Below are 22,698 nucleotides of genomic sequence, written 5' to 3'. Positions count from 1 at the left end.
ATCGGCCCAGAAAATGGGTGGACGCCCCCCGTTCATCGCGCCATGATACCAAAACATACCATGAGAATACCGGCGCACGACAAGCCGGTGGATGACGGGGGTGACGGATGGCGAGAAAGAGCCTGGCGCGATCGGGGACATGCCCCGCCATCGCCGCGCGTCCGCGCCGTGCGCCCCGGTCTCGTCAAAGCCATAGTCCTGCATCCTGCTTAAGGTCGGCCCGACCCGAGGCAGCGCGGTCGTTTTCGGGGAAATCGCTGTGAAACATCGTCTCGGTCTGATTCTGGCCGCGCTCGCCCTGCCCTTCCCCGCTTTGGCCGCGCCCAAGACGGTGGCGACGCTCGACCGCTGGCAGGTTCGGATCGACCCGAAGGACGCCGCCGCCGCCAGCGCGCACCCGCAAGCCGCGAACTGGCTGACGGCAACGGTGCCGGGCAGTGTGCAGCAGGACCTGATCGCCGCGAAGATCGTCCCCGATCCTTATAAGGGCGCGAACGAGGCCCCGATCCAATGGGCGGGCCTGACCGGGTGGCAGTATCGCACGACACTCAACGTCACGCCCGAGATGCTTCGCCGCGATCACCTGGACCTGGTGTTCGACGGGCTCGACACCTTCGCGACCGTCAGCGTGAACGGCCAGCCCCTGCTCTCGGCGGACAACGCCCATCGCCGCTGGCGAGGCGACGCCAAGCCGCTGTTAAAGATCGGCGCGAACGAGATCGTCGTCACCTTCGCCTCGCCGATCAAGGCGCTCCAGCCGATGGTGCTGGCCGAGAAGCACCCACTGCCCGGTGAATATGACTCGCCCTATGGCGACGAGCCCAAGGGCGTTCAGACCTCGCCCTATATCCGTAAACCCAAATACCAATATGGCTGGGACTGGGCGCCGCGCATCGTCGATATCGGCATCTGGCGCCCCGCCCGGCTGGAGGCATGGGACGCCGCGCGTATCGACAACCTCGGTATCGAGCAGGAGGCGCTGACCGATGCCGAGGCGCGCATCCTCGCCCGCGCCTCGGTCGTCGCGGATCGTGCGCAGACCGGACGTATGGACGTCACCGTCACCGGCCCCGACGGAAAGCGCATCCGGGTGCGTCGCGACGTCGCGCTCCAGCCGGGCGAGAATGACGTGGTCGTCCCCGTTTCGATCACCCGCCCTCAGCGCTGGCAGCCGGTCGGCTTCGGCGCGCATCCGCTCTATACGGTCAACGCCGCGCTGGCGGGCGCGGAAACGGTCGAAAAGCGCACCGGCCTGCGCACGGTCGAGTTGGTACGCAAGGACGGCAGCTTCGGCCTGAAGATCAACGGCAACGTGATCTTCGCCAAGGGCAGCAACGTCATCCCCTTCGACGCCTTCCCCGCACGCGTCCGCGCCGAGACCGAGCGCGCGCTGCTCGAGAAGGCCGCCGCCGCCAACATGAACATGGTCCGCATCTGGGGCGGCGGCTATTATCCCGAGCACAGCTTCTACGACGCCGCCGACGAACTGGGCCTGATGGTCTGGCAGGATTTCATGTTCGGCGGCGCGGTCACGCCCCCCGACGCCAAGTTCCGCGAGAATGTCCGGATCGAAGCCGAGGAGCAGGTCGCGCGCCTGCAATCGCATCCCTCGCTCGTCATCTGGGCGGGCAATAACGAAGTGCTGTCGGGCTGGGAAAACTGGTCGGATCGCAAGGCGTTCAAGAAGGCGGTCGGCCCGGACGAGCAGGAGCGGATCGGGACCGGCATGGCCGTGCTGTTCGACCGCGTGTTGCGCGATGCGGTCGTCAAATACTCGCCCGGCATCCCCTATTGGCCGGGCTCGCCCTCGACCGATTATGAGGGGCCGACCGACACCGACAAGAATGGCGACCGCCATTTCTGGGACGTCTGGTCGGGCTCCAAGCCGGTCGAGCGCTATACCGACAGCTGCCCGCGCTTCATGTCTGAATATGGCTTCCAGGCCTTTCCCGACCTGTCGACCATCGCGACCTTCGCCGACCCGGCGGATTTCCGCATCGACAGCCCGGTGATGAAGGCGCACCAGAAGTTCCTGAGCGGTGAAGGCAATGACCGCATCACCTTCTACCTGAAGCAGAATCTGCGCGATCCGCGCGACTTTGCCGATCTGGTCTATCTGTCCCAGGCGATGCAGGCGCGTGCCATCGGCCTCGCCGCACGCCATCACCGCGCCTGCCGCCCGGTGACGCTGGGTTCGCTCTACTGGCAGCTCAACGACAGCTGGCCCGCGATCAGCTGGTCGAGCATCGACTGGACCGGCCATGACAAGATGCTCCAGCACGAGGCGCGGCGCTTCTTCGCGCCCCAGACGATCGTGGCGGAAACCAAGCCCGGTGCGACGCGCATCGCGCTGATCTCCGACGCCACAGCGCCCAAGCCGCTCGGCTGGCGCGTCACCGGATACGGCATGGACGGCCACAAGCTGGGCTCGCAAAGCGGCAGCGTGACCATGGCCGCCGCCTCGGCCAGCGATGTCGCGACGATCCCCGACGCCACGCTGTTCGCCGGGGCCGCGCCGGAGAGCAGCTACGCCGTCGCCGAGCTGTTCGACGGCGACAAAGTCATCGCCCGCCAGATCGTCGAGCGGAAAGTGCCGCGCGACATGCTCTACCCCGTACCGGGCATTACCGCGCGCTGGGCGGGCAAGCAGTTGACGCTAACCGCGCGCAACCTCGCGCGGCAGGTGCAGGTCAATTTCGGCATCACCGCCGCCGAGCCGTCCGATGACGGTTTCGACCTGTTGCCCGGTGAGAGCATCACGCTCACCATCCAGAGCGACGCGGACGCCGCCACCCTGGCGCGCGAAATGAAAATCTACACCCTTGGTCCGAAGGACGCCCAGTGATCCCGTTCCTCCTCCTCGCCGCCGCCGGTCAGGCCGCCACCCCCGCCCTTCCCCCGGAAGCGCAGACGCTGTCCGTCGCGCAGAAGGCGGCGCAGCTGGTCAACGAGGCCCCGGCCGAGCCCGCGCTGAACCTGCCCGCCTATGACTGGTGGAGCGAGGGTCTTCACGGCATCGCGCGCAACGGGCCGTCGACCGTCTTCCCGCAGGCGATGGGCATGGCCGCAACCTGGGACCCCGCGCTGATCCAGAAGGTCGGCGACGTCGTCGCGACCGAGGCGCGGGCGAAGTTCAATGCCCGTCCGCTGAACGCCGATCGCGGGCTGTATCAGGGGCTGACCATCTGGTCGCCCAACATCAACATCTTCCGCGATCCGCGCTGGGGCCGGGGCCAGGAAACCTATGGCGAGGACCCCTATCTCACCAGCCGCATCGGCATCGCCTTCGTGCGCGGCCTTCAGGGCCCGGACCTGAAGCATCCGAAGGTCATTGCGACCGTCAAGCATATGGCGGTCCATTCCGGTCCCGAGGGCGGGCGCGACAGTTTCGACGTGATGGTGTCCCCGCGCGATCTGGAGGCGACCTACCTTCCCGCCTTCCGCGCGACGGTGACCGAGGGCAAGGCGCTGTCGCTGATGTGCGCCTATAACGCGATCCACGGCACGCCGGTCTGCGCCAACCCGATGCTGCTGACCCAGCGACTGCGCACCGACTGGGGTTTCAACGGCCTTGTCGTGTCGGACTGCGACGCGGTCGGCAATATCTGGATGTTCCACCATGCCCAGCCCGATGCCCCCGCCGCCGCCGCCGCGGCGCTGCGCGCGGGGACCGACCTGAATTGCGGCAACGCCTATCGCTCGCTGCCCGAGGCGCTGAAGCGCGGCCTCATCACCGAAGCCGAGATCGACACCGCGCTGGCGCGGGCGCTGGCGGTGCGGCGGATGCTGACGGTCGACTCCCCGTGGAACGCAATCAAGCCCAGCCAGCTCGGAACCCCCGCCAATCGCGCCCTGGCGCTGGAGACGGCGCGCAAGGGCATCATCCTGCTCGACAATCCGAACGACCTGCTGCCGCTCAAAGGCAAGAAGCTCGCCGTGTTCGGCGCGGATGCCGATGATCTGGGCGTGCTGGAGGGCAATTATCACGGCACCGCGATCAACCCGGTCACGCCGCTCGACGGCATCCGCGCGAAGTTCGGCCGCGATGTCCGCTATGCGCAAGGGTCGGTGCTGGCCGAAGGCGCATTCGTGGTCGTCCCCGAAACCGCGTTGTCGGCGAACGGCAAGACGGGCCTGACGGTCGAGACGATGGGCGCCAACGGCCAGTGGTCGGTCGCGGGTCAGGATCGCCGCATCGACTTCAACTATACCCGGACGGCGCCCTTCCAGCGTCGCTGGACCGGCACGCTGACCCCGCCGGGGCCGGGCCAGTATCGCCTGCGCCTCGACGGCCCCGCATGCTGGCACGCCTGCCCCGCGCATGACGCGGTGAAGCTCTATATCGACGACCAGCTGGTCGTGGACGACGTGATCGGCGGCAAGAAGCTGGAGACCACCATCGACGGTTCGGCCCCGCGCCGCATCCGCGTCGAGATCGATCATAAGGGCGGCGACGAGGGCTTCCGCCTGCAATGGCTTCCCCCCGCCGAGGCCCTGACCGCCGAGGCGCTGAAGGTCGCCGGGACCGCCGACGTGCTGGTCGCGGTCGTCGGCCTGTCGCCCGATCTGGAGGGCGAGGCGCTGGGCGTCTCGGTCCCCGGCTTCGCGGGCGGCGATCGCACCGAAATCGTCCTGCCCGAGCCGCAGCGCAACCTGCTGACCGCGCTTCAGGCGACCGGCAAGCCGGTGGTTGCGGTCATCGTATCCGGCTCGGCGGTGTCGCTGGGCGATATCAAGCCCGCCGCGACGCTGGCGGCCTTCTATCCGGGGGCCGAGGGCGGCACCGCACTGGCCGAGATCCTGGCCGGTGACGTGAACCCGTCGGGTCGCCTGCCGGTCACCATCTATCACTCGACCGCCGACCTGCCCGCCTTTGCCGATTACGGCATGAAGGAGCGGACCTATCGCTACTTCACCGGCAAGCCCGCCTGGGGCTTCGGGCACGGCCTGAGCTACACGAAGTTCGACTATGGCCAGCCGACCATCACCGCCAGCGTCGCGGTCGGCCAGCCGGTCGATGTCGCGGTGCAGCTTCGCAATATCGGCCAGCGTGCCGGTGAGGAAGTGACGCAGGCCTATCTGGTCCCGCCCGCGACCGGCGAGACGCTGGTGCTGACCGACCCGGTGCTGCAACGCCAGCTGGTCGGCTTCACCCGCGTGGCGCTCAAGCCCGGCCAGGCGGGCACCGCACGCTTCACCATCGATCCGCGCATGATGAGCCAGGTGTGGCGAGACGGCACCCGCCGCATCCTGCCGGGCACCTACAAGCTCTATATCGGCGGTGGCCAGCCGGGTGACGGTGCGGGGCAATGGACCCAGTTCACCGTGACCGGCCAGCCGCAGGACCTGCCCAAATGACCCCGAACCGTCGAGAACTGATCGCCGGGGGCGCCGCACTCGCCGCTGCCCCCGCCTTCGCCGCCGCGCCGTCGCTTATCAGCAAGCGCCCGCCGGTCGCCGAACGCCGTTTCGTGTCCAAGGCGGTCGAGGCGGAGATCACCCGCGTCTCGAAGCTGATTGCCGATCCGACGCTCCGGTGGATGTTCGGCAATTGCTATCCCAACACCCTCGACACCACCGTGCTGTCGCTGGGCGAGGTGAACGGCAAGCCCGATGCCTTCGTCATCACCGGCGACATCCCGTGCCTGTGGCTGCGGGACTCGGCGGCGCAGTTGCGGCCCTACCTCCATCTGGTGAAGCGCGATCCGGCGCTGGGGCGGCTGTTCCGCGGGCTGATCGGGCGGCAGGCGCGGTCGATCCTGATCGACCCTTACGCGAACGCCTTCATGCAGGACCCGGCCGCCAAGACGAACCTCAGCTGGGCGTTGCACGACGATACCGAGATGAAGCCCGGCGTCGCCGAGCGGAAATGGGAGATCGACTCGCTCTGCTATGCGATCCGGTTGGCGTACGGCTATTGGCGCGAGACGGGCGACGTGACGCCGTTCGATGCCGAATGGAAGGCCTCGGCCCGCTTGATCGTCAAGACCTTTAGCGAGCAGCAGCGCAAGGACGGCCTGGGCCCCTATCGCTTCCGCCGCTCCGCACCCGAGCCGACCGAGACGCTCTATCGCGGTTACGGCCTGCCGACGCGTGCCAACGGCATGATCCATTCGGGCTTCCGCCCCTCGGACGATGCCTGTCTCTACAGCCAGTTCGTGCCCGCCAACCTGTTCGCGATGACGACGCTGCGTGAACTCGCCGCGCTGTCGAGCGCGGTCGGGGAACCCGCATTGGCGCAGGACGCCACCGCACTGGCCGCCGAGGTCGAGGCGGCGCTCAAGCAGTTCGGCACGATGACCCTGCCGAGCGGCGAGCGCGTCTGGGCGTTCGAGGTCGATGGCTATGGCAATGCCGTCTTCATGGACGACGCCAATGTGCCCTCGCTGTCCGGTATGGCCTATTTGGGTTGCGTCGACCCAGCCGACCCGCTGTGGCAGCGGACAGTCGCGGCGTGCTGGAGCAAGGACAATCCCTGGTATTTCGAGGGCAAGGCACTGACCGGCATCGGCGGCCCGCATACCGGGCCGGGTCAGGTCTGGCCGATGTCGATCATCGTCCGCGCGCTGACCTCGACCGATCCCGCGCTGCTGCGCAACAGCCTGTCGATGTTGCGCGGATCGCAGGGCGGTACCGGCTTCATTCACGAAGGGGTCGATATCAACGATCCCACCAAGTTCACACGCGACTGGTTCGCCTGGGCCAATGGCCTGTTCGGCGAGCTGATCGTCCATGTCGCGGCCACCCGGCCGGAGGTTTTGCGGGAGACGTTCGCATGATTTTGACCCGCCGCTCACTCCTCGCCGGGACCGCGCTTGCCAGCCTGCCGATCGGGGGCCTGAGCGCCGCCGTGCCGATGCCGGTCGCGCGTCCCAATCTGTTCGTCGGGACGGGCGGCGACGGCCATACCTATCCCGGCGCGGTCATGCCCTTCGGCATGGTGCAACTCAGCCCCGATACCGATGTCGAGCGCTGGGACACCTGTTCGGGCTATCACCATGGCGACGGCTCGATCATGGGGTTCAGCCATACGCACCTGTCGGGCACGGGCATCGGCGACATGCTCGACGTGCTGGTCGTGCCGACGCGGGGCGCGCTGAAGCTGGTGCCGGGGCCGCTGTCGGACCCCGATGCGGGTTATCGCCAGCGCTATTCGGATGAACAGGCCCAGCCCGGCTATTACCGCGTCAAGCTGGAGTCCGGCGTTCTGGCCGAACTGACCGTGACCGAGCGGACTGGCTGGCACCGCTACACCTATCCGAAGGGACCGGGCCATGTCCTGATCGACCTGTCGCATCTGGTCCTCGACAAGAGCGACGAGAAGCCACTCATCACCGATGCCGAGATCACCGTCGACCCCGACGGCACGATCACCGGCACCCGCCGTGTGTTCCGCTGGGCCAAGGGGCGGCGCATCTTCTTTGCGATGCAATTGTCGAAAAAGCCTGCTCGCATCCAGCTTTACGGCGATGGCGACGCGCCAACCCCCGGCACCGACGTCAAGGGCAACCGGCTGAAGGCCGCGCTGTTCTTCGACGAGCTGGGCGACGCGCCGCTGTTGATCCGCTGCGGCATTTCGGCGGTCGATGTGGCGGGCGCGAAGGCGAACCTCGCCGCCGAGGCCATGCATTGGGACTTCGACCGCACCCGCCGCGCCGCCATGACGCGCTGGGCCGAGACGCTGGGCGGTGTCCGGGTCGAGGGCGGAACGCCGGACCAGCAGGCGATCTTGGCCTCTGCCAATTACCACACGCTCGTCGCGCCGACGCTCTTCTCCGACGTGAACGGCCGCTATGTCGGGCTGGACGGACAGGTGCACACCGCCCCCGCCGGACAGTTCGCCTATAGCACCTTCTCAACCTGGGACACCTACCGGGCACTCCATCCCTGGCTGATCCTGACCCAGCCCGCCCAGGCCAAGAAGCTGATCGACGACATGATCCGCCAGACGCAGCAAAGCGCCTATGGCCCGCCGGTCTGGACGCTGCAGGGCAAGGAGACGGGGATCATGATCGGCTGGCACGGCACGCCGATCATGGCCGAGGCGATGGTGAAGGGCATCCCCGCCGATTACGCCGCCGCCTGGCCGGGCATCGCCAAGCGCAGCTTCGACTTCTCCGCGCCCGACATGGACAACTCCAAGGGCCGCGACCTGTACGATGCCAAGGGCTATGTCCCCGCCGACATCTGGTGGGAAAGCGTCAGCCGGACGCAGGAATATGCTTATGACGACTGGGCCGCGTCGCACATCGCGAAGGCCGTGGGCCAGACGGCACAGGCCGATCGGCTGCGCAAGCGCTCGGGCAACTGGCGCAACGTCATCGACGGCTCGATCGGCTTTGCCCGCCCCCGGTTCAGCGACGGCAGCTGGTGGAAGGATTACGACCCCGTCCAGCTCGGCCACATGCCCAAGCCCTGGTGGCGCGACTATACCGAGGCGAATGGCTGGCAGGCGACTTTCCTGAACCAGCATGACGTCTACGGCCTGATCCGCCACATGGGCGGCGACGCGAAGTTCGAGGCGAAGCTGGATGAGCTGTTCAGCGCGCCATCGACGCTCCCGAAGAACGCGCCGCCGGATATTTCCGGGCTGGTCGGCCAGTATGCGCATGGTAACGAGCCGGACCAGCATGCGGCCTATCTCTACGCCTATGTCGGCGCGCCCTGGAAGACGCAAAGGATGGTCCGCCGCCTGCTGACCGAGATGTACAAGAATGCGCCCGACGGCATCATTGGCAATGACGATTGCGGCCAGATGAGCGCGTGGTTCCTCTTCTCCGCGCTCGGTTTCTATCCGGTCGATCCGGTCAGCGGCGCCTATGTCTTCGGCGGACCGCTGTTTGACCGGGCGCAACTGACGGTCGGGGGCAACAAGACGCTGGTCGTGGAGGCGAAAGGCAATGGCCCGGATACGCCCTATATCCAGTCGGTGACCTGGAATGGTCGCCCCTGGACCAAGAGCTGGATCGACCATGCCACCCTGGCGAAGGGCGGCACCCTGTCCTTCACCATGGGCGCCAAGCCCAATCCCGCCTTTGGCCGCGATCCCAAGGATCGCCCGCCGTCCTTCGACCACCTGCCCGCCTGATCCCTCCCGGAGCCGAATTGAAGATGACCGATTTCTCCCGCCGCGCCGTCCTCGCCTCCGGCCTGGTCGCCTCCGCCGCGCCCGCCTTTGCGCAAAAGGGGGCGGCTGCGCCTGCTCCCTACGGCGCGGTCCCCTCGGCGCGGCAATGGCGCTGGCATCAGCGCGAGCAGTACGCCTTCATCCACTTTGCGATGAACACCTTCACCGACAAGGAATGGGGTTATGGCGACGAAGACCCCAAGATGTTCAATCCGAGCGATTTCAGCGCGGACCAGATCGTCGGGGCGGCCAAGGCGGGCAACCTGAAGGGCATCATCCTGACGGCGAAGCATCATGACGGCTTCTGCCTCTGGCCGACCAAGCTGACCGAGCATTGCATCCGCAACTCGCCCTACAAGAACGGCCAGGGCGATATCGTCCGCGAAATGTCGGACGCCTGCAAGCGCGCCGGGCTGGCCTTCGGCATCTATCTCTCGCCCTGGGACCGCAACCGGGCCGACTATGCCCGTCCGTCCTATGTCGAATATTTCCGCAAGCAGGTGGTCGAACTCTGCACCGGCTATGGCGAACTGTTCGAATTCTGGTTCGACGGGGCCAATGGCGGCGACGGCTATTATGGCGGCGCGCGCGAGACGCGACAGATCGACGCGCCCAAATATTATAACTGGCCGTCGATCATCGCGCTGGTCCACCAGCATCAGCCGATGGCCTGCACCTTCGATCCGCTGGGTGCCGATATCCGCTGGGTCGGCAATGAGGACGGGATTGCGGGCGATCCATGCTGGCCGACCATGCCCAACCACCCGTACGTCCAGTCGGAGGGCAATTCGGGCGTGCGCGGGGCGCCGCTCTGGTGGCCCGCCGAGACCAACACCTCGATCCGCCCCGGCTGGTTCTATCATGCGGACGAGGACTCGAAGGTCCGCTCGCCGGAAAACTTGGTCGGCTATTTCGACACGTCGGTGGCGCGCGGCACCAACATGAACCTGAACCTGCCGCCCGACCGGCGCGGGCGTATTCCCGATCAGGACGTGAAAATCCTGAAGAGCTTCGGCGACGCGATCCGCGCCAGCTTCGCGACCGATCTCGCGCAAGGCGCCGTGGCGAGCGCCAGCCATGTGCGCGGCAAGGGGTTCGAGCCTGCCAAGGTTCTCGACGGCCAGCGCGACACCTATTGGTCCGCGCCGGATGGCGTGACCACGCCCAGCCTGACGCTGGACCTCCCGCCGAACCGCAGCTTCGACCTGATCCGCATCCGCGAATATCTGCCGCTCGGCGTGCGCGTCACGCGCTTCGCGGTCGATGCGGAAGTGAACGGCAAGTGGCAGCAGCTCGCCGAGCATGAGTGCATCAGCGCCCAGCGGATCATCCGCCTGCCCGCGCCCATCACCGCGCGCCGCGTCCGCCTGCGCATCGCCGAGGCGCCGGTCTGTCCCGCGATCAGCGAGGTGTCGCTGTTCCACAGCGTCGCGCCGGTCCCCGTCCCCGCCATCGTATCGAGCGACCCGACCGTCCTCGACACCAAGGGCTGGACCATCGTCTCGGCCAGCGCGCCGGGGGCGGAAAAGCTGCTCGACAACGACGCCAAGACCATCTGGACCCAGCCCGCACCGACACCGGGCAAGCCCGCCAGCGTCACCATCGACATGGGTCAGGTGCGCGACGTCGCGGGCTTCAGCCTGACCCCGTCGCGCCAGGTCATGGTCGATGCCGCCCCGCCGCGCGGCTACGTCGCGGAGACGAGCGTCGACGGCAGGAACTGGACCCGGGCGGGCGCGGGCGAGTTTTCGAACATCGCCTATGCACTCTCCACCCAGCGCCTGCCCTTCACCAGCGTCCGGCCCGTTCGCTATCTGCGGCTGACCTTCGCGGAAATGTCCAAGCCTGCCGCCACGCTGGCGATCGCGGGGATCGGCGGCTTCACCAAGCGCTGAGCGACCCTCACATCCTGACCACCCCGGCGGAGGCCGGGGTCCGGTGGCACGGCGATGGAGTGACATACCGACGCTGAGCCAACTGGATCCCGGTCTTCGCCGGGATGGGGCTTAGAGCAAGATGACATGAGATGAACTCACCCCTCCCCTTCAGGGGAGGGGCCGGGGGTGGGGCGCCTCCGCAAGCGTGCAGCCCGTGGCGAGGCCCCACCCCAACCCCTCCCCTGAAGGGGAGGGGCTCGCCTTGGTTCAACGCAACGTCATCACGGTCTAAGTTCTATGGGGACCCGGTCGAATAAAAATTCGCCGAAACGGGATGGCGTTTGTCTTTTGTGCGTTGCAGCATGAAGCCGCGTAGGAGGAGCTATGCCATGACCGACCATCTTAAACCCGATGTCCCGTCCCGGCCCCGCGTCGCGCTCGCGCTGCAGGGTGGCGGCGCACACGGAGCCTATGGTTGGGGCGTGGTCGAACGGCTGCTCGACGAGGATATTGAGATCGTCGGGGTCAGCGGAGCGAGCGCCGGGGCCATGAACGGCGCGGCAGTGGTATCGGGCTATGCAAAGGAAGGCGCCGAGGGTGCGAAAACGGCGCTCGAACGGCTGTGGCGCAACGTCGCCGATGCCTCGCCGCTCGCTCCGCTCGACGTCGGCGCGCTGGGCGGCCCGTTCTTCGAGCCGCTGCTGCGCAAGTCGCTGGACATCGCCAAGCTCTCCAGCCGCTATGTCGCGCCCTTTCTGCCGGGGGTGCGCGACATGCGCGCATTGCGACAGGCGGTCGAGGACAGCATCGACCTGGACCTGCTCGGCCGCCAGACGCGCCTGCCCTTCTATGTCGCGGCGACGCATATCGCGAGCGGATCGGCGCGGCTGTTCACCGGCCAAGATGTGACGCTCGATGCATTGATGGCCTCGGCCTGCCTGCCCGAGCTGTTCGCGGCGGTGGAAATCGAGGGTGAGCAATATTGGGACGGCGGCTTCACCGCCAACCCCGCGCTGGAACCGCTGTTGACCGAGGCGATCGGTGCGACCGACATGATGGTCGTCCAGATCACGCCCTTCACCGTCGAGGATATCGGCGGCTCGGTGGGCGAGGTGATGCGCCGAGTCAGCGACATCAGCTTCAACGCCTGTCTGCGCCGCGACCTGCGCGCCTTGTCCGAGATTCAGGACGTCGCCCGCGCCGAACCCTCGCGCGATCCTCGGATGCGGGCGATCGCACGGGTCAACCTCCACCTGCTGTCGCCACCGCCCGAACTGGCCGGGCCATCGGGGACGAGCAAGGTCGATACACGCTGGTCGGTGCTTCAGGATTTGCGCGAGAAGGGCCGCGCGCAAGCCGAAGAGTGGCTGGCCACCAACCGCCAAACGCTCGGCCAAGCATCGTCCTTCCAGGGACTGCCCGAGGACATGCTTCGCCACTGACGCCCTTTTTTTCCGTCGTTTCCGCTTTTTGATCGATCCCGGCGGAACACCCGTTGAACGCACCTGTTGTCGCAGGCCGGGGTACACCGACCGGAAATGGCAGGACAGGAGCGTCAGGCATGGCCCGATTCCAAGGCAAGATCGTGATCGTCACCGGCGCAGCCTCCGGCATCGGCGAAGGTGCCGCGCGCCGCTTCGCGAAGGACGGTGCAACCCTGGTGCTGGGCGACAAGGACAGCACGGGCCTGCAAGCGCTGGCCGACGACCTTGCCCCCGCCACCGTTGCGACGCGCCAAACCGATGTGTCGCAAATGGCCGATTGCGAGGCGCTGGTCGCATTGGCGGTCGAGCGGTTCGGACGGGTCGACATTCTGGTCAGCAATGCCGGGATCGATCATCTCGGCAAGCTGGACGAGGGCGATTTTTCCGCCTTTTACAAGGTGATCGAGACCGATCTCTATGGCGTGGTACAGATGGCACATGCCGCGATCCCGCATCTCCGCCGGACCAGGGGGTGCATCGTCAACATGTCCTCTGTTTCCGGACTGGGCGGCGACTGGAACCACAGCTTCTATTGCGCGGCCAAGGGGGCCGTCACCAACTTCACCCGCGCGCTGGCGTTGGACGAGGCGGCGAACGGTGTGCGCGTCAACGCCGTCAACCCGTCGCTGACCTATACCGCGCTGACCAAGGGCATGAAGGAACAACCCGAACTGATCGCCAAATTCGAGGAGCGCATCCCCATGGGCCGCGGCGCCGAGCCGGAGGATATTGCGGGTGCCATCGCCTTTCTGGCGAGCGAGGACGCACGCTTTATCACCGGCGTGAACTTGGCCGTGGATGGCGGCCTGAGCGCTTCGAACGGGCAGCCGCCGTTAAGCTGACCTTGCCACTTATTGATATCGATCAAGATTATTGCAGGCTTCGATGACGGTCATGTCAATCGAATGCAATCTTTCCACTATGTGATTGGGAGCCAATCAATATTTACAACGTTGTCGCTCCATAACGAAAGGGGCGCGATTGTTCATCCTGCATCTGGCACTTGGCGGTTGCCTGAAATCGCCGCCCGTCCATTATGGCATTACCGCCGATACCGGCGGCCATATCGCCTATATTCTGGACGCAGCCGCTGCGCAGGCGAATAATATTGATACGCATCAAGTTTCGATCGTCACGCGCCTGTTCGAGGAACCGGGCCTGTCGCTGGAGCACGCTCGTGCCACCGAGCGGCTGTCGCCCAAGCTGACCATCGACCGGATCGCGACAGCCAATCGCCGCTATCTGGAAAAGGAGGCACTGGCCGACGATCTGGCCAGCTTCACCGAAGCCTTTTGCGTCCATCTCGCCCGGCTGCCGCGCCTGCCCGATGTCATCCACGCGCATTTCTCCGACGCCGCCGCCGTCGCCGCCGAGGCGCGGCGGCGCTTTGCTATTCCCTTCGTCTACACGCCGCATGCGCTGGGCATCGACAAGCGCCGCCATCACGGGCCCTCGCCCGCGCTGGACGGTCGGATCGCCGCCGAGCGAACCGCGATCGCTACTGCCGATGCACTGATCGTCTCGACGACCGACGAAGCGGAGCGACAAGTCCAGGCCTATGGCGTCCCCGCCAGCGGACATGTCCACCGCATCGCGCCGGGCGTGCCGAACCATGAGGGAAGCCGCGCTGGCCGCCCGACCCTCGTCGACCGGCTGGGCGAGTGGCTGGACGAACCCGCCAAGCCCATCCTTCTCGCCATCGCCCGGCCGGTCGCCAAGAAGAATCTGGGGGCGCTCGCCCGTGCCTATGCCGCTTCGCCTGCCTTACGCGACGCCGCCAATCTGGTGATCCTGGCGGGGCAGCATGACGGCCCCGGATCGACCGAGGAACGCGCCGTGCTGGCGGAATTGCTGACGCTGGCGAAGACGCCGGAGCTTCGCGGCCGCTTCGCCCTGCCGCCGCGTCACGACGGGCAGGATGTCGCCGCACTCTACGAACGCGCGGCCGCGGGCGGCGTGTTCGTCAACGCGGCGCTGCACGAGCCCTTCGGCCTGACCCTGATCGAAGCGGCGGCGGCGGGCGTGCCCGTGGTCGCGACGCGGCATGGCGGCCCCAGCGAGATCATCACCGCGCTCGAGCACGGCCTGTTGGTCGAACCGCGCGACGAGGACGCCATCGCCACCGCCTGCCTTACCATCCTGTCCGATCCCGACACCCACACGCGTATGAGCGCGAATGGCCGGTCGGGCTCCGCCCTCTATGCCTGGGATCGCTACGCCATGGAATCCACCGCGCTCTACGCCCGCTTGCCGCGCACCCCCGGCCTGCTCGCCAGCGATATCGACCATACGCTGACCGGATGCCGGGTAGGCGCGCACGACTTCGCGGCGTGGCGTCAGGCGAGCGACCTGCCCTTCGTCGTCGCGACCGGCCGCTCCTTCGCCATGGCCCGGATCATCCTGTCGCAATGGGGCATCCCGGAACCCGATGCCTTCATCACCGATGTCGGCACCCGCATCATGCTGAAGGGGCAGCGCGGATGGCAGGAGTGCCCGGATTTTGCCGCCCATCTGAACGAGGGATGGGACCGAAAGGCGGTGGTCGCCGCGCTCAAGCCCTTGCGCCTGCGCCCGCAGCCGCGCGACACCGCCGGGCCGCACAAGGTCAGCTATTTCGGCACGGCCGAGGATGCCGCGCGCGTCCGCGAGACGCTGGCCGAACAGGGCCTGTCCGCCAAGACGGTGTTCTCGCACGGACGGCTGATCGACGTGCTCGCGCCCCTGGGCGGCAAGGCGGCGGCGGTCGCGGCCTATGCCCGGCGGCTCGACCTGCCGATGGGCGCGTGCATCGCGGCCGGGGACAGCGGCAACGATGTCGACATGCTCGACGCCTGCGGCCATGCGATCGTCGTCGGCAATGCCGGACACGAACTCGCCGACCTCGCCGAGCGTGACGGCCTGATGCGTGTCACCGCGCACCATGCCAATGGCGTGATGGAGGGCTTGGAGAAACTGGGCCTGACCGCGCCGATGCCGACCCAGGCGACGGCGGCGTGACGCGCCCCTTCGGCTATTTCGTCCATCATCAGGGTCGCGGCCATGCCGAACGCTGCGCGGCCATCCTGAACGCCCTGCCGCCCGAGCGGCCCGTCACCATCTTTTGCGCGCGCGACGACATCTTTCCAGCCCTGCCGCCGCAGGTCGAGATCGTCGCCATCCCATCCCTCTTCGAGCCGACCGGGCTGGAGGCGGGAACGATGGACGCGGTGCCGACGCCCGAGACGTTGCATTGCGCGCCGCTCGGCTGGCCGGGCATCCGCCATGCCATGGCGGTGATCGCCAACTGGTTCGACCGCGCCGACCCCGCGCTGATGATCTGCGACGTATCCGCCGAGATCGCGCAGCTGGCGCGGATCTGCTCGGTCCCGCATGTGAAGATCCTCCAGCATGGCGACCGAAGCGACGCCGGGCACCGTGCCGCCTATGACGGCGCCGCCGGGCTGCTCGCCGCGTTCGACGAGGCGCTGGCCCAGCCCGAGTGGGACGGCGCGATGCGCGCCAAGACCTGCTTCGTCGGTGGGCTGGGTGTCGATACCCGCATCCCCGAGCGCGAGCTGGCGCGCCAGCGGATCGGGGTCGGCGCGGACGAGGAAATGATTTTGGTCCTGTCGGGCGGCGGCGGCGGCGGTTTTGCCCAGGCGCCGCTCGGGGTCGGTGCGCGCAGCCGCCCCGGCGCCCGCTGGATCACCATCGGCCCGGTCGCGCGCGACTGGCACGCCACCGAGCCCGCCAATATCGAGCATCGCGGCTGGGTCGACAATCCGGCCGACCATGTCGCCGCCGCCGACCTCGTCATCGCCTCGACCGGCAATACCACCTGCCAGCAGATACTGGCCGCTGCCCGCCCCTGGCTCGCCATTCCCGAATGGCGCTATTTCGACGAGCAGCACCGCAAGGCGGAGGCTTTGGCCGCCGCCGGGGTCGCCTGTGTCCGCCCGCATCTGCCCTCCTCGGCCCAGGCCTGGACCGCCGCCCTAGCCGAAACCCGTAGCCAGCACCGCCCGGCCGTACAGCGCGCGATGATCGCCGACGCACCCGCGCAGGCCGCCGCCGACTGGCTGGAGGCGCTGGCCGAACGGCTATGGCAGACCGCCCCGAACCATTCCCCTATCCCCCAATCCACCGGAGCCCTTTCATGATCTCGGTCGTCACGCTTGCCGGGGGCCGCCCCGATCATCTTCGCAATGTCGTGATCGGCCTCAGCCGCCAGACGATGCTGCCCGCCGAGCTGATCGTCGCGGTCATCCAGGATACGCCCTACGACCTGCCCGAGGCGCCCTTCCCCATCCGCCAGATGATGGTATCGGGGCCCCGCCTGCCGCTGGCGACCGCGCGCAACGTGGCGGCCAAGGCGGCGGTCGGCGACAAGCTGGTCTTCCTCGACATGGACTGCATCCCGACGCCTGAACTGCTGGCCGATTACGACCGCGCTCTGGATCAGGAAGACGGGCTGCTGATGGGCGAGGTCATGTACCTGCCCGGCGGCGCGACGGCGGGCGAGTGGCGGTATGAGGACTTCGCAGGCGTAGCGGTCCGCCACTCCGACCGGCGCGGGCCGCCGCCGGAGGGGATCGAGCGGTGCGAGGATTACCGCTGCTTCTGGTCGCTCAACTTCGCGATGCGGCGTGACACGTTCCTGTCGACCGGCGGGTTCGACGAGCGCTATGCGGGCTATGGCGGCGAGGATACCGATTTCGGCAAGGTGGTGGACAAGGCGGGCGTGCCGATCGCCTGGATCAAGGGCGGCCTAGCCTATCACCAGTACCACCCCCACCACATGCCGCCGGTCCACCATATCGACAGCGTGGTGCGCAATGCCGAGCTGTTCGAGGCGAAATGGGGATACCGCACCATGGGCCATTGGCTGCACGCCTTTCGCCTGATGGGCCTGATCGACGACACGCCCGGCCGCCCGATCAAAATCCTGCGCCGCCCCGACGAGGATGACCTTGCGCTGACCGGGCAGCAAAGCCACCAGCCCTATGCCAACACCGCCAGCGTCATCCGCATGCTGGAAGAGCGCGTCGCGGCATGAGGATCGCGCTGCTCGCCCATGTCCGCCAGCCGATCCGCCAGCCGTTCCTGGGCGGCATGGAGGCACATGGCTGGTATCTGGCCGAGGGGCTGGCGGCGCGCGGGCATGAGGTGGTGCTGTTCGCCAGCGGCGACAGCGACCCGCGCTTCACGCTCGATCCGGTTCTGCCGGTCCATTACGAAGCCGTGTTCCCCTGGGCCGAGCATCGCGGCAAGCCCGAACTGATCGCGCATGTCGATGCGGGCTATGCCGCCGCCTGCGACCGGATCGCGCGGGGTGGGTTCGATGTGGTGCACAACAACAGCCTGCACCGCTTTCCGCTGGAGCAGCGCCGTACCGCGCAGGTGCCGACCGTCACCTCGCTGCATGTGCCGCCCTATGACGCGCTTCACCATTTCGTGTCGATCAGCCCCAGCCCGACGCACAGGCTGACCGTCACCTCCGCCCGCCAGTTGCAGGCCTGGTGGCCGAACGGCGCGCCGCCGGAAGCCTCGGTGCTGCACAATGCGATCGATCCCGCCGCCTGGCCCTTTGTCGAGCAGGGCAATGGCGAGGCGGTGTGGTGCGGCCGGATCACCCCCAATAAGGGCACGCACCTCGCCATCCTTGCCGCGCGGGAAGCGGGCGTCGCGCTGACCCTGTTCGGTGCGATCGAGGACCCGGACTATTTCGCCGCCGAGGTCGAGCCGCTGCTGAACGACGGCATTCGTTATGGCGGGCATCTGGATGGGGTGGCGCTGGCACGGGAACTGGGGTGCGCGTCGGTGTTCCTGTTCACCCCCTGCTGGGACGAGCCGTTCGGGCTGGTGGCGATCGAGGCGATGGCGTGCGGACTGCCGGTCGCGGCGTTCGATGCGGGCGCGGCGCGCGAAGTCGTGGGCGAGGCCGGATGCATCGCCCCCGCCGGGGATGTCTCCGCGCTGGCCGACGCCCTGACCCGGGCCATGGCCATTCCACGCAGCACCGCCCGCCGCCGGGTGGAGACGCATTTCGCCCGCGACCTCTGGCTCGACCGCTGCGAGGCACTCTACGCCAGTGTCCGCAGCGCATTGCCGAGCGCCATCGCGGCGTGACCGGCGACGTCATTGCAGGCCAGCGAGAGGCGCTGCTCGCGCTCTATCGCCGCCACGTCACGCCAGGCGAGCCCTATGCGCTGGTCGATTTTCCCGACCATCCCAATGTGGGTGATAGCGCGATCTGGCTGGGCGAGATCGCGCTGCTTCATGCGGTCGGCGCGGGCGATCCGGCGTATCTCTGCCGCTGGGACGATTTCGACGAGGCCGCCTTTCACGCCGCCTGCCCGACTGGGCCGATCCTGATCCATGGCGGCGGCAATCTGGGTGATATCTGGCCGCATCATCAGCATTTCCGCGAATATCTGATCCAGCATTTTCCCAACCACCGAATCGTCCAGTTGCCCCAGTCGATCCATTTTCGCGAGGAAGCCCATCGCGATCGGTTCGCCGCGCTAATCGACAGCCACCCCGATTTCCACCTGCACGTCCGCGACACGGCGAGCCTCGATCTGGCGCGCCGGCATTTCCATTGCCCCAGCACGCTCGCCCCCGACTCCGCCTTCGGTCTGGGTCATGTGGCGCGTCCGATAGAGGCGGAATGCCGAACCTTGATGCTGCTGCGCTCCGATGCCGAACGGGCGGCGCGCGATGACGCGCCGCTGCTCGCCTCGCCGGGTGCCGTGGCGCTCGACTGGCTCGACGAACCGCCGGTCGCGGCGTCCGCTCCGACCGAGCGCGCAACTATGCGGGTCGAACGCGGTCTGCGGCTGCTATCGCGCGGCGAGCGGATCGTCACCGATCGGCTGCACGGCCATATCCTGGCGCTTCTGCTCGGCATCCCGCACGTCGTGCTGGACAATGACTATGGCAAGGTCGGTGCCTATATCGCCGCGTGGACGCACGGCAGCCCCCTCGTCCGACAGGCGGGGTCTCCGCAGGAGGCGGCGGAGATGATCGCGGAATGATCGACCTCAGCCTGCTGATCTGCACCCGCAATCGCAGCCGCAGCCTGGCGGCCACGCTTGCATCGGTCGAGGCCGCCGCGGGGCAATGGAGCGATGGCCGGATCGAATTGATCCTGGTCGACAACGGCTCGACCGATGCAACTGCGGCGGTCATCCGGCACTGGGCGACCGATCGGCCCTTTATCGTTCGCTTGCTGTCGGAGCCGCTGCCCGGCCTGGCCCGCGCGCGCAATATGGCTTTGCGCGCGGCACGCGGGCGGATCGTTGCGATGACCGATGACGATTGCGTGCTGCACCCCGACTATTTCACCCGGCTCGCCAGTGCCTTTGCCGAACAGCCCGCACCCGTCATCATCGGTGGCCGCATCCTGCTGGGCGATCCCGCCGACCTGACACTGACGGTCAAGCTGGAGGATCACCCGATGATCGCGGAGCCCGGCGTGTTTCCCGGCGGCTTCGTGATGGGGGCCAATCTGGCCTTCAGCGCCGATGTCCGTTGCCTGGTTGGGCCATTTGACGAACGCTTCGGGGCGGGCGCGCCGTTCCGCGCCGCCGAGGACACCGACTTCCTGATGCGCGCACAGGCACTGGGCGTTGCGATCCGGTACGATCCCGGCTTCACGGTCGATCACCACCATGGCCGCCGCCGGGAGGATGAGGGCGTCGCCCTGCTGGCAGGCTATGGGTTCGGCGACGGGGCGCTATACGCCAAGCATATCGGGAGCGACCGCCGGGTCCGCCGCTGGCTGGCGCAGGACCTGCACAATCTCGGCGATCGCTTTGCCGGACCCGTGGCGACCATCCGACACTTCCACGCCTTTCGCCTGCGCCATGTGCTGGCGGGCTTCGCCGCTTATGCCCGCGCCGCGATCAGAAGTCCGCGCTCAGCCTGACGCCCACGGTACGCGGTCGCAACGGCGTGGAGACATTGCGCCGCCCCAGCAGAAACGGGTTGCCATAGGCGAAACGATTGCCCCGCTCGTCGAGCAGATTGTCGACCGTCAGCGCCAACGCATAGCCCCCCCGCCGTGCCGTCAGCCCGAGGTTGGCGACGCCATACCCCCCCTGCCGCACGTCGAGCAGATCCCCTACCCCCAGCACGGACGGCCCGACGAACGCCACTTCGCCGCGCGCCGAAAGCACCGTCTCGCGCCCCAGCGGAACATCGTGGATCAGGCCCATGCGCGCAGAAATGCTGGGCGTTTCGGGCAAACGGCGATTGTTGGCGCGGCTGAGCGAGGCGATCGAGCCGGTCACCTCGTTGTCGGTCACGAACACGGCGCCCGTCAGGTGCCAGTCCTGTCGCGGCACCCATTCGACCCAGCCCTCCAGCGCATCGATCCGGGCGTCGCCGATATTGCTCGTCACGGGCTGGCCCCCGCGATTGAGCAGATCGGCCTGAATCGCGCTCCAATGCGCGTGGGACAGGCTGACCGAGGCCGACACGCCAGTGGCCCCGCGCCGCACATGGCGCAGCCCCGCCTCGACCATCTGGATCGAATCGGACTCGAAATTGGCGACCCGTCCGACGCCCGCCGCCACCGCCAGGCCGCCCGTGCGGAAGCCCGACTGATAGCGTCCGAACAAAGTCCAGCCGCCGCCCAGTAGCCAGGAAAAGCCGAAGGTCGGGTCGACCCGCGTGGTGGAACGGCCGCGAACGAAATTTCTCGATCGCGGCGCGATCGACGGTTCGCCATCCACTCGCGCAGCAGTCAGGCGGCCGCCGAGCGTCACCCACAAGCGGCTGGTCAGCGGATGCGTCGCCTCGCCAAAGACGGCGCCGCTCCGCGTCACATTGGTCACGCCGATCACCGGCCGAACGCCCTGGCGGATGGTCAGCGAGCGCCCCATCACCGATTGGTCGGACACCAGATTGACACCGACCACCCAGGAACCACCGCCGGGAAGGCGCCGTGACAGGCGGCTTTCGTGAGAGAACAAGGTCTTGGACCCGTTCAACTGATAGGATCCAAGCGGCAGGAGCGTGCTGGCATCGAACTGTTCGAACGATGCCCCCTGAACCAGGCCGGTGGCGGAGACGAACTGCAGGCCGCTGGCCCATTGTTTGGTCAAGAGCAGCCGCCCGAACCGCATGTCGCTCCAGAACGGTTGCGGGATGGCCGATCGGCTGGCGAGCACATCCTCGCGCATGACATATTGCGCATCGCGCGCCACGATCGACTGGGTGCCGCCACCCAGTTCCGCATGCCAGCCGCCACCGCCATCCCAGGCCAGCGCACCCCGCAAGCCGCTGGTCAGCACCCGGTTGATGTTGCGTGCGCCCGTGCGCAGATTGTCGATATAGCCACCATCGGCCGCATGATAGCCGACCAGCCGGACGCCCAGCGTATCGGGCAGCAACACCTTGTTGGCGACGGCCGCCACATCGTTGCTGGGTGCCCCGCCCCCGGTCAGCGCACCGCCCCATTCGATCCGGCCGCCGTCATGGGTCAGCGACACCGGATTGGACGTGAGGCGAATGATCCCCCCGATCGCGCCGGATCCGTGCAGCGCACCCTGCGGCCCCTCGGCGATCTCAACCTCGCCGACGTCATAGAGCTTCAACCCCGGATCAGGCCCGGCAAAGGCGATCTGAACCTCGTCGAGATAGAGGCTGGCGGTGGACTCGGTCGCGCCGTTGAAGCTGCTGTCGGCGATGCCGCGAATGAACAGCTTGTTGCGTCCCGGCCCCAGCGCGGTGGTCTGAAGGATCGGCGTTTGCGCGGCGACATCGCTGAGGTCGATCGACCCGTTCGGTAAGGCCACGCCGCGACCGACCACCGACACGCTGCCCGGATAACGCGCCAGTTCGGTCCCCTGTTTGCTGGCCATCACGATGATGTCGCTGCCCGCACCGGCAGGGGGCGGAGAGGAAGGCGACCAAGGACGCCGCGCCGGTATCAGGCGCGGCGATCCGACGACACGAAAGCTGGCGGCATCGACCGCGATGGCGCGATAGCCGGTGCCGCGCAGCAACAGCGCCAAAGCTTTGGACGGCGGCGCGGCGGTGGTCAGTGCGCGGGTGTGGACGTTCCGCAGGCGAGGATCGGTGGCGACGACGGTGATGCCCCCCTGCCGCGCCAGTTCGCGCAGCGCGAAGTCCAGCGTCGCCGGGGCCAGCACGATCCGCCGGGACGCGGTATCGCCGGTGGTTTGCGCCCGACCGGCAACAGGCAAGGCAAGGACGGCCACGG

General features: G+C 67.6%; 14 protein-coding genes. 13 read left to right on the top strand and 1 reads right to left on the bottom strand.

The window, feature by feature from the left end; all coding sequences use genetic code 11:
• Positions 1-259: 259 nt before the first annotated feature.
• From AC1GI4_RS17040 to AC1GI4_RS16980, 13 genes are all read left to right on the top strand, one after another.
• Positions 260-2,845 carry a beta-mannosidase gene (locus AC1GI4_RS17040; protein WP_479630298.1) on the top strand — a complete coding sequence of 862 codons (2,586 nt, stop codon included), beginning with the start codon at positions 260-262 and terminating at the stop codon, positions 2,843-2,845.
• Positions 2,842-5,358: a glycoside hydrolase family 3 N-terminal domain-containing protein gene (locus tag AC1GI4_RS17035; protein WP_479630297.1), complete on the top strand. Its 2,517-nt coding sequence runs from the start codon at positions 2,842-2,844 to the stop codon at positions 5,356-5,358. Before AC1GI4_RS17040 ends, AC1GI4_RS17035 begins: the two co-directional genes overlap by 4 nt.
• On the top strand, positions 5,355-6,779 hold the full coding sequence (locus AC1GI4_RS17030) for a glycoside hydrolase family 125 protein (protein WP_479630296.1): 1,425 nt from the start codon (positions 5,355-5,357) through the stop codon (positions 6,777-6,779). Before AC1GI4_RS17035 ends, AC1GI4_RS17030 begins: the two co-directional genes overlap by 4 nt.
• Positions 6,776-9,088, top strand: a complete 2,313-nt coding sequence (locus AC1GI4_RS17025) for a GH92 family glycosyl hydrolase (protein ID WP_479630295.1) — start codon at positions 6,776-6,778, stop codon at positions 9,086-9,088. Before AC1GI4_RS17030 ends, AC1GI4_RS17025 begins: the two co-directional genes overlap by 4 nt.
• Before the next feature lie 23 nt (positions 9,089-9,111).
• Positions 9,112-11,022: an alpha-L-fucosidase gene (locus AC1GI4_RS17020; RefSeq protein WP_479630294.1), complete on the top strand. Its 1,911-nt coding sequence runs from the start codon at positions 9,112-9,114 to the stop codon at positions 11,020-11,022.
• 371 nt (positions 11,023-11,393) lie between these two features.
• The gene (locus AC1GI4_RS17015; RefSeq protein ID WP_479630293.1) at positions 11,394-12,446 is read left to right on the top strand and encodes a patatin-like phospholipase family protein; all 1,053 of its coding nucleotides are present in this window, start codon (positions 11,394-11,396) and stop codon (positions 12,444-12,446) included.
• 119 nt (positions 12,447-12,565) lie between these two features.
• Complete coding sequence (gene budC / locus AC1GI4_RS17010; protein WP_433910258.1) at positions 12,566-13,330, top strand: meso-2,3-butanediol dehydrogenase; 765 nt, start codon at positions 12,566-12,568, stop codon at positions 13,328-13,330.
• A gap of 139 nt (positions 13,331-13,469) precedes the next feature.
• On the top strand, positions 13,470-15,485 hold the full coding sequence (locus tag AC1GI4_RS17005; protein ID WP_479630292.1) for an HAD-IIB family hydrolase: 2,016 nt from the start codon (positions 13,470-13,472) through the stop codon (positions 15,483-15,485).
• Positions 15,482-16,627: a hypothetical protein gene (locus tag AC1GI4_RS17000; protein WP_479630291.1), complete on the top strand. Its 1,146-nt coding sequence runs from the start codon at positions 15,482-15,484 to the stop codon at positions 16,625-16,627. The genes AC1GI4_RS17005 and AC1GI4_RS17000 overlap by 4 nt, the downstream gene beginning before the upstream one ends.
• Complete coding sequence (locus tag AC1GI4_RS16995; RefSeq protein ID WP_479630290.1) at positions 16,624-17,523, top strand: glycosyltransferase family 2 protein; 900 nt, start codon at positions 16,624-16,626, stop codon at positions 17,521-17,523. The genes AC1GI4_RS17000 and AC1GI4_RS16995 overlap by 4 nt, the downstream gene beginning before the upstream one ends.
• Positions 17,520-18,596, top strand: coding sequence for a glycosyltransferase (locus AC1GI4_RS16990; protein WP_479630289.1), 1,077 nt, complete (start codon positions 17,520-17,522; stop codon positions 18,594-18,596). The genes AC1GI4_RS16995 and AC1GI4_RS16990 overlap by 4 nt, the downstream gene beginning before the upstream one ends.
• Positions 18,593-19,504 (top strand): polysaccharide pyruvyl transferase family protein, encoded by a 912-nt coding sequence (locus AC1GI4_RS16985; RefSeq protein WP_479630288.1) that lies wholly within the window; start codon positions 18,593-18,595, stop codon positions 19,502-19,504. Before AC1GI4_RS16990 ends, AC1GI4_RS16985 begins: the two co-directional genes overlap by 4 nt.
• Positions 19,501-20,397 carry a glycosyltransferase family 2 protein gene (locus AC1GI4_RS16980; RefSeq protein WP_479630287.1) on the top strand — a complete coding sequence of 299 codons (897 nt, stop codon included), beginning with the start codon at positions 19,501-19,503 and terminating at the stop codon, positions 20,395-20,397. Before AC1GI4_RS16985 ends, AC1GI4_RS16980 begins: the two co-directional genes overlap by 4 nt.
• Here AC1GI4_RS16980 and AC1GI4_RS16975 read toward each other — a convergent pair.
• Positions 20,375-22,696, bottom strand: a complete 2,322-nt coding sequence (locus AC1GI4_RS16975; RefSeq protein WP_479630444.1) for a TonB-dependent receptor — start codon at positions 22,694-22,696, stop codon at positions 20,375-20,377. The two genes, AC1GI4_RS16980 and AC1GI4_RS16975, sit on opposite strands and share 23 nt — an antisense overlap.
• Positions 22,697-22,698: the final 2 nt, after the last annotated feature.

This window comes from Sphingomonas sp. 77B (assembly GCF_056497825.1).
This window is presented reverse-complemented; position numbering and strand designations above follow the sequence as displayed.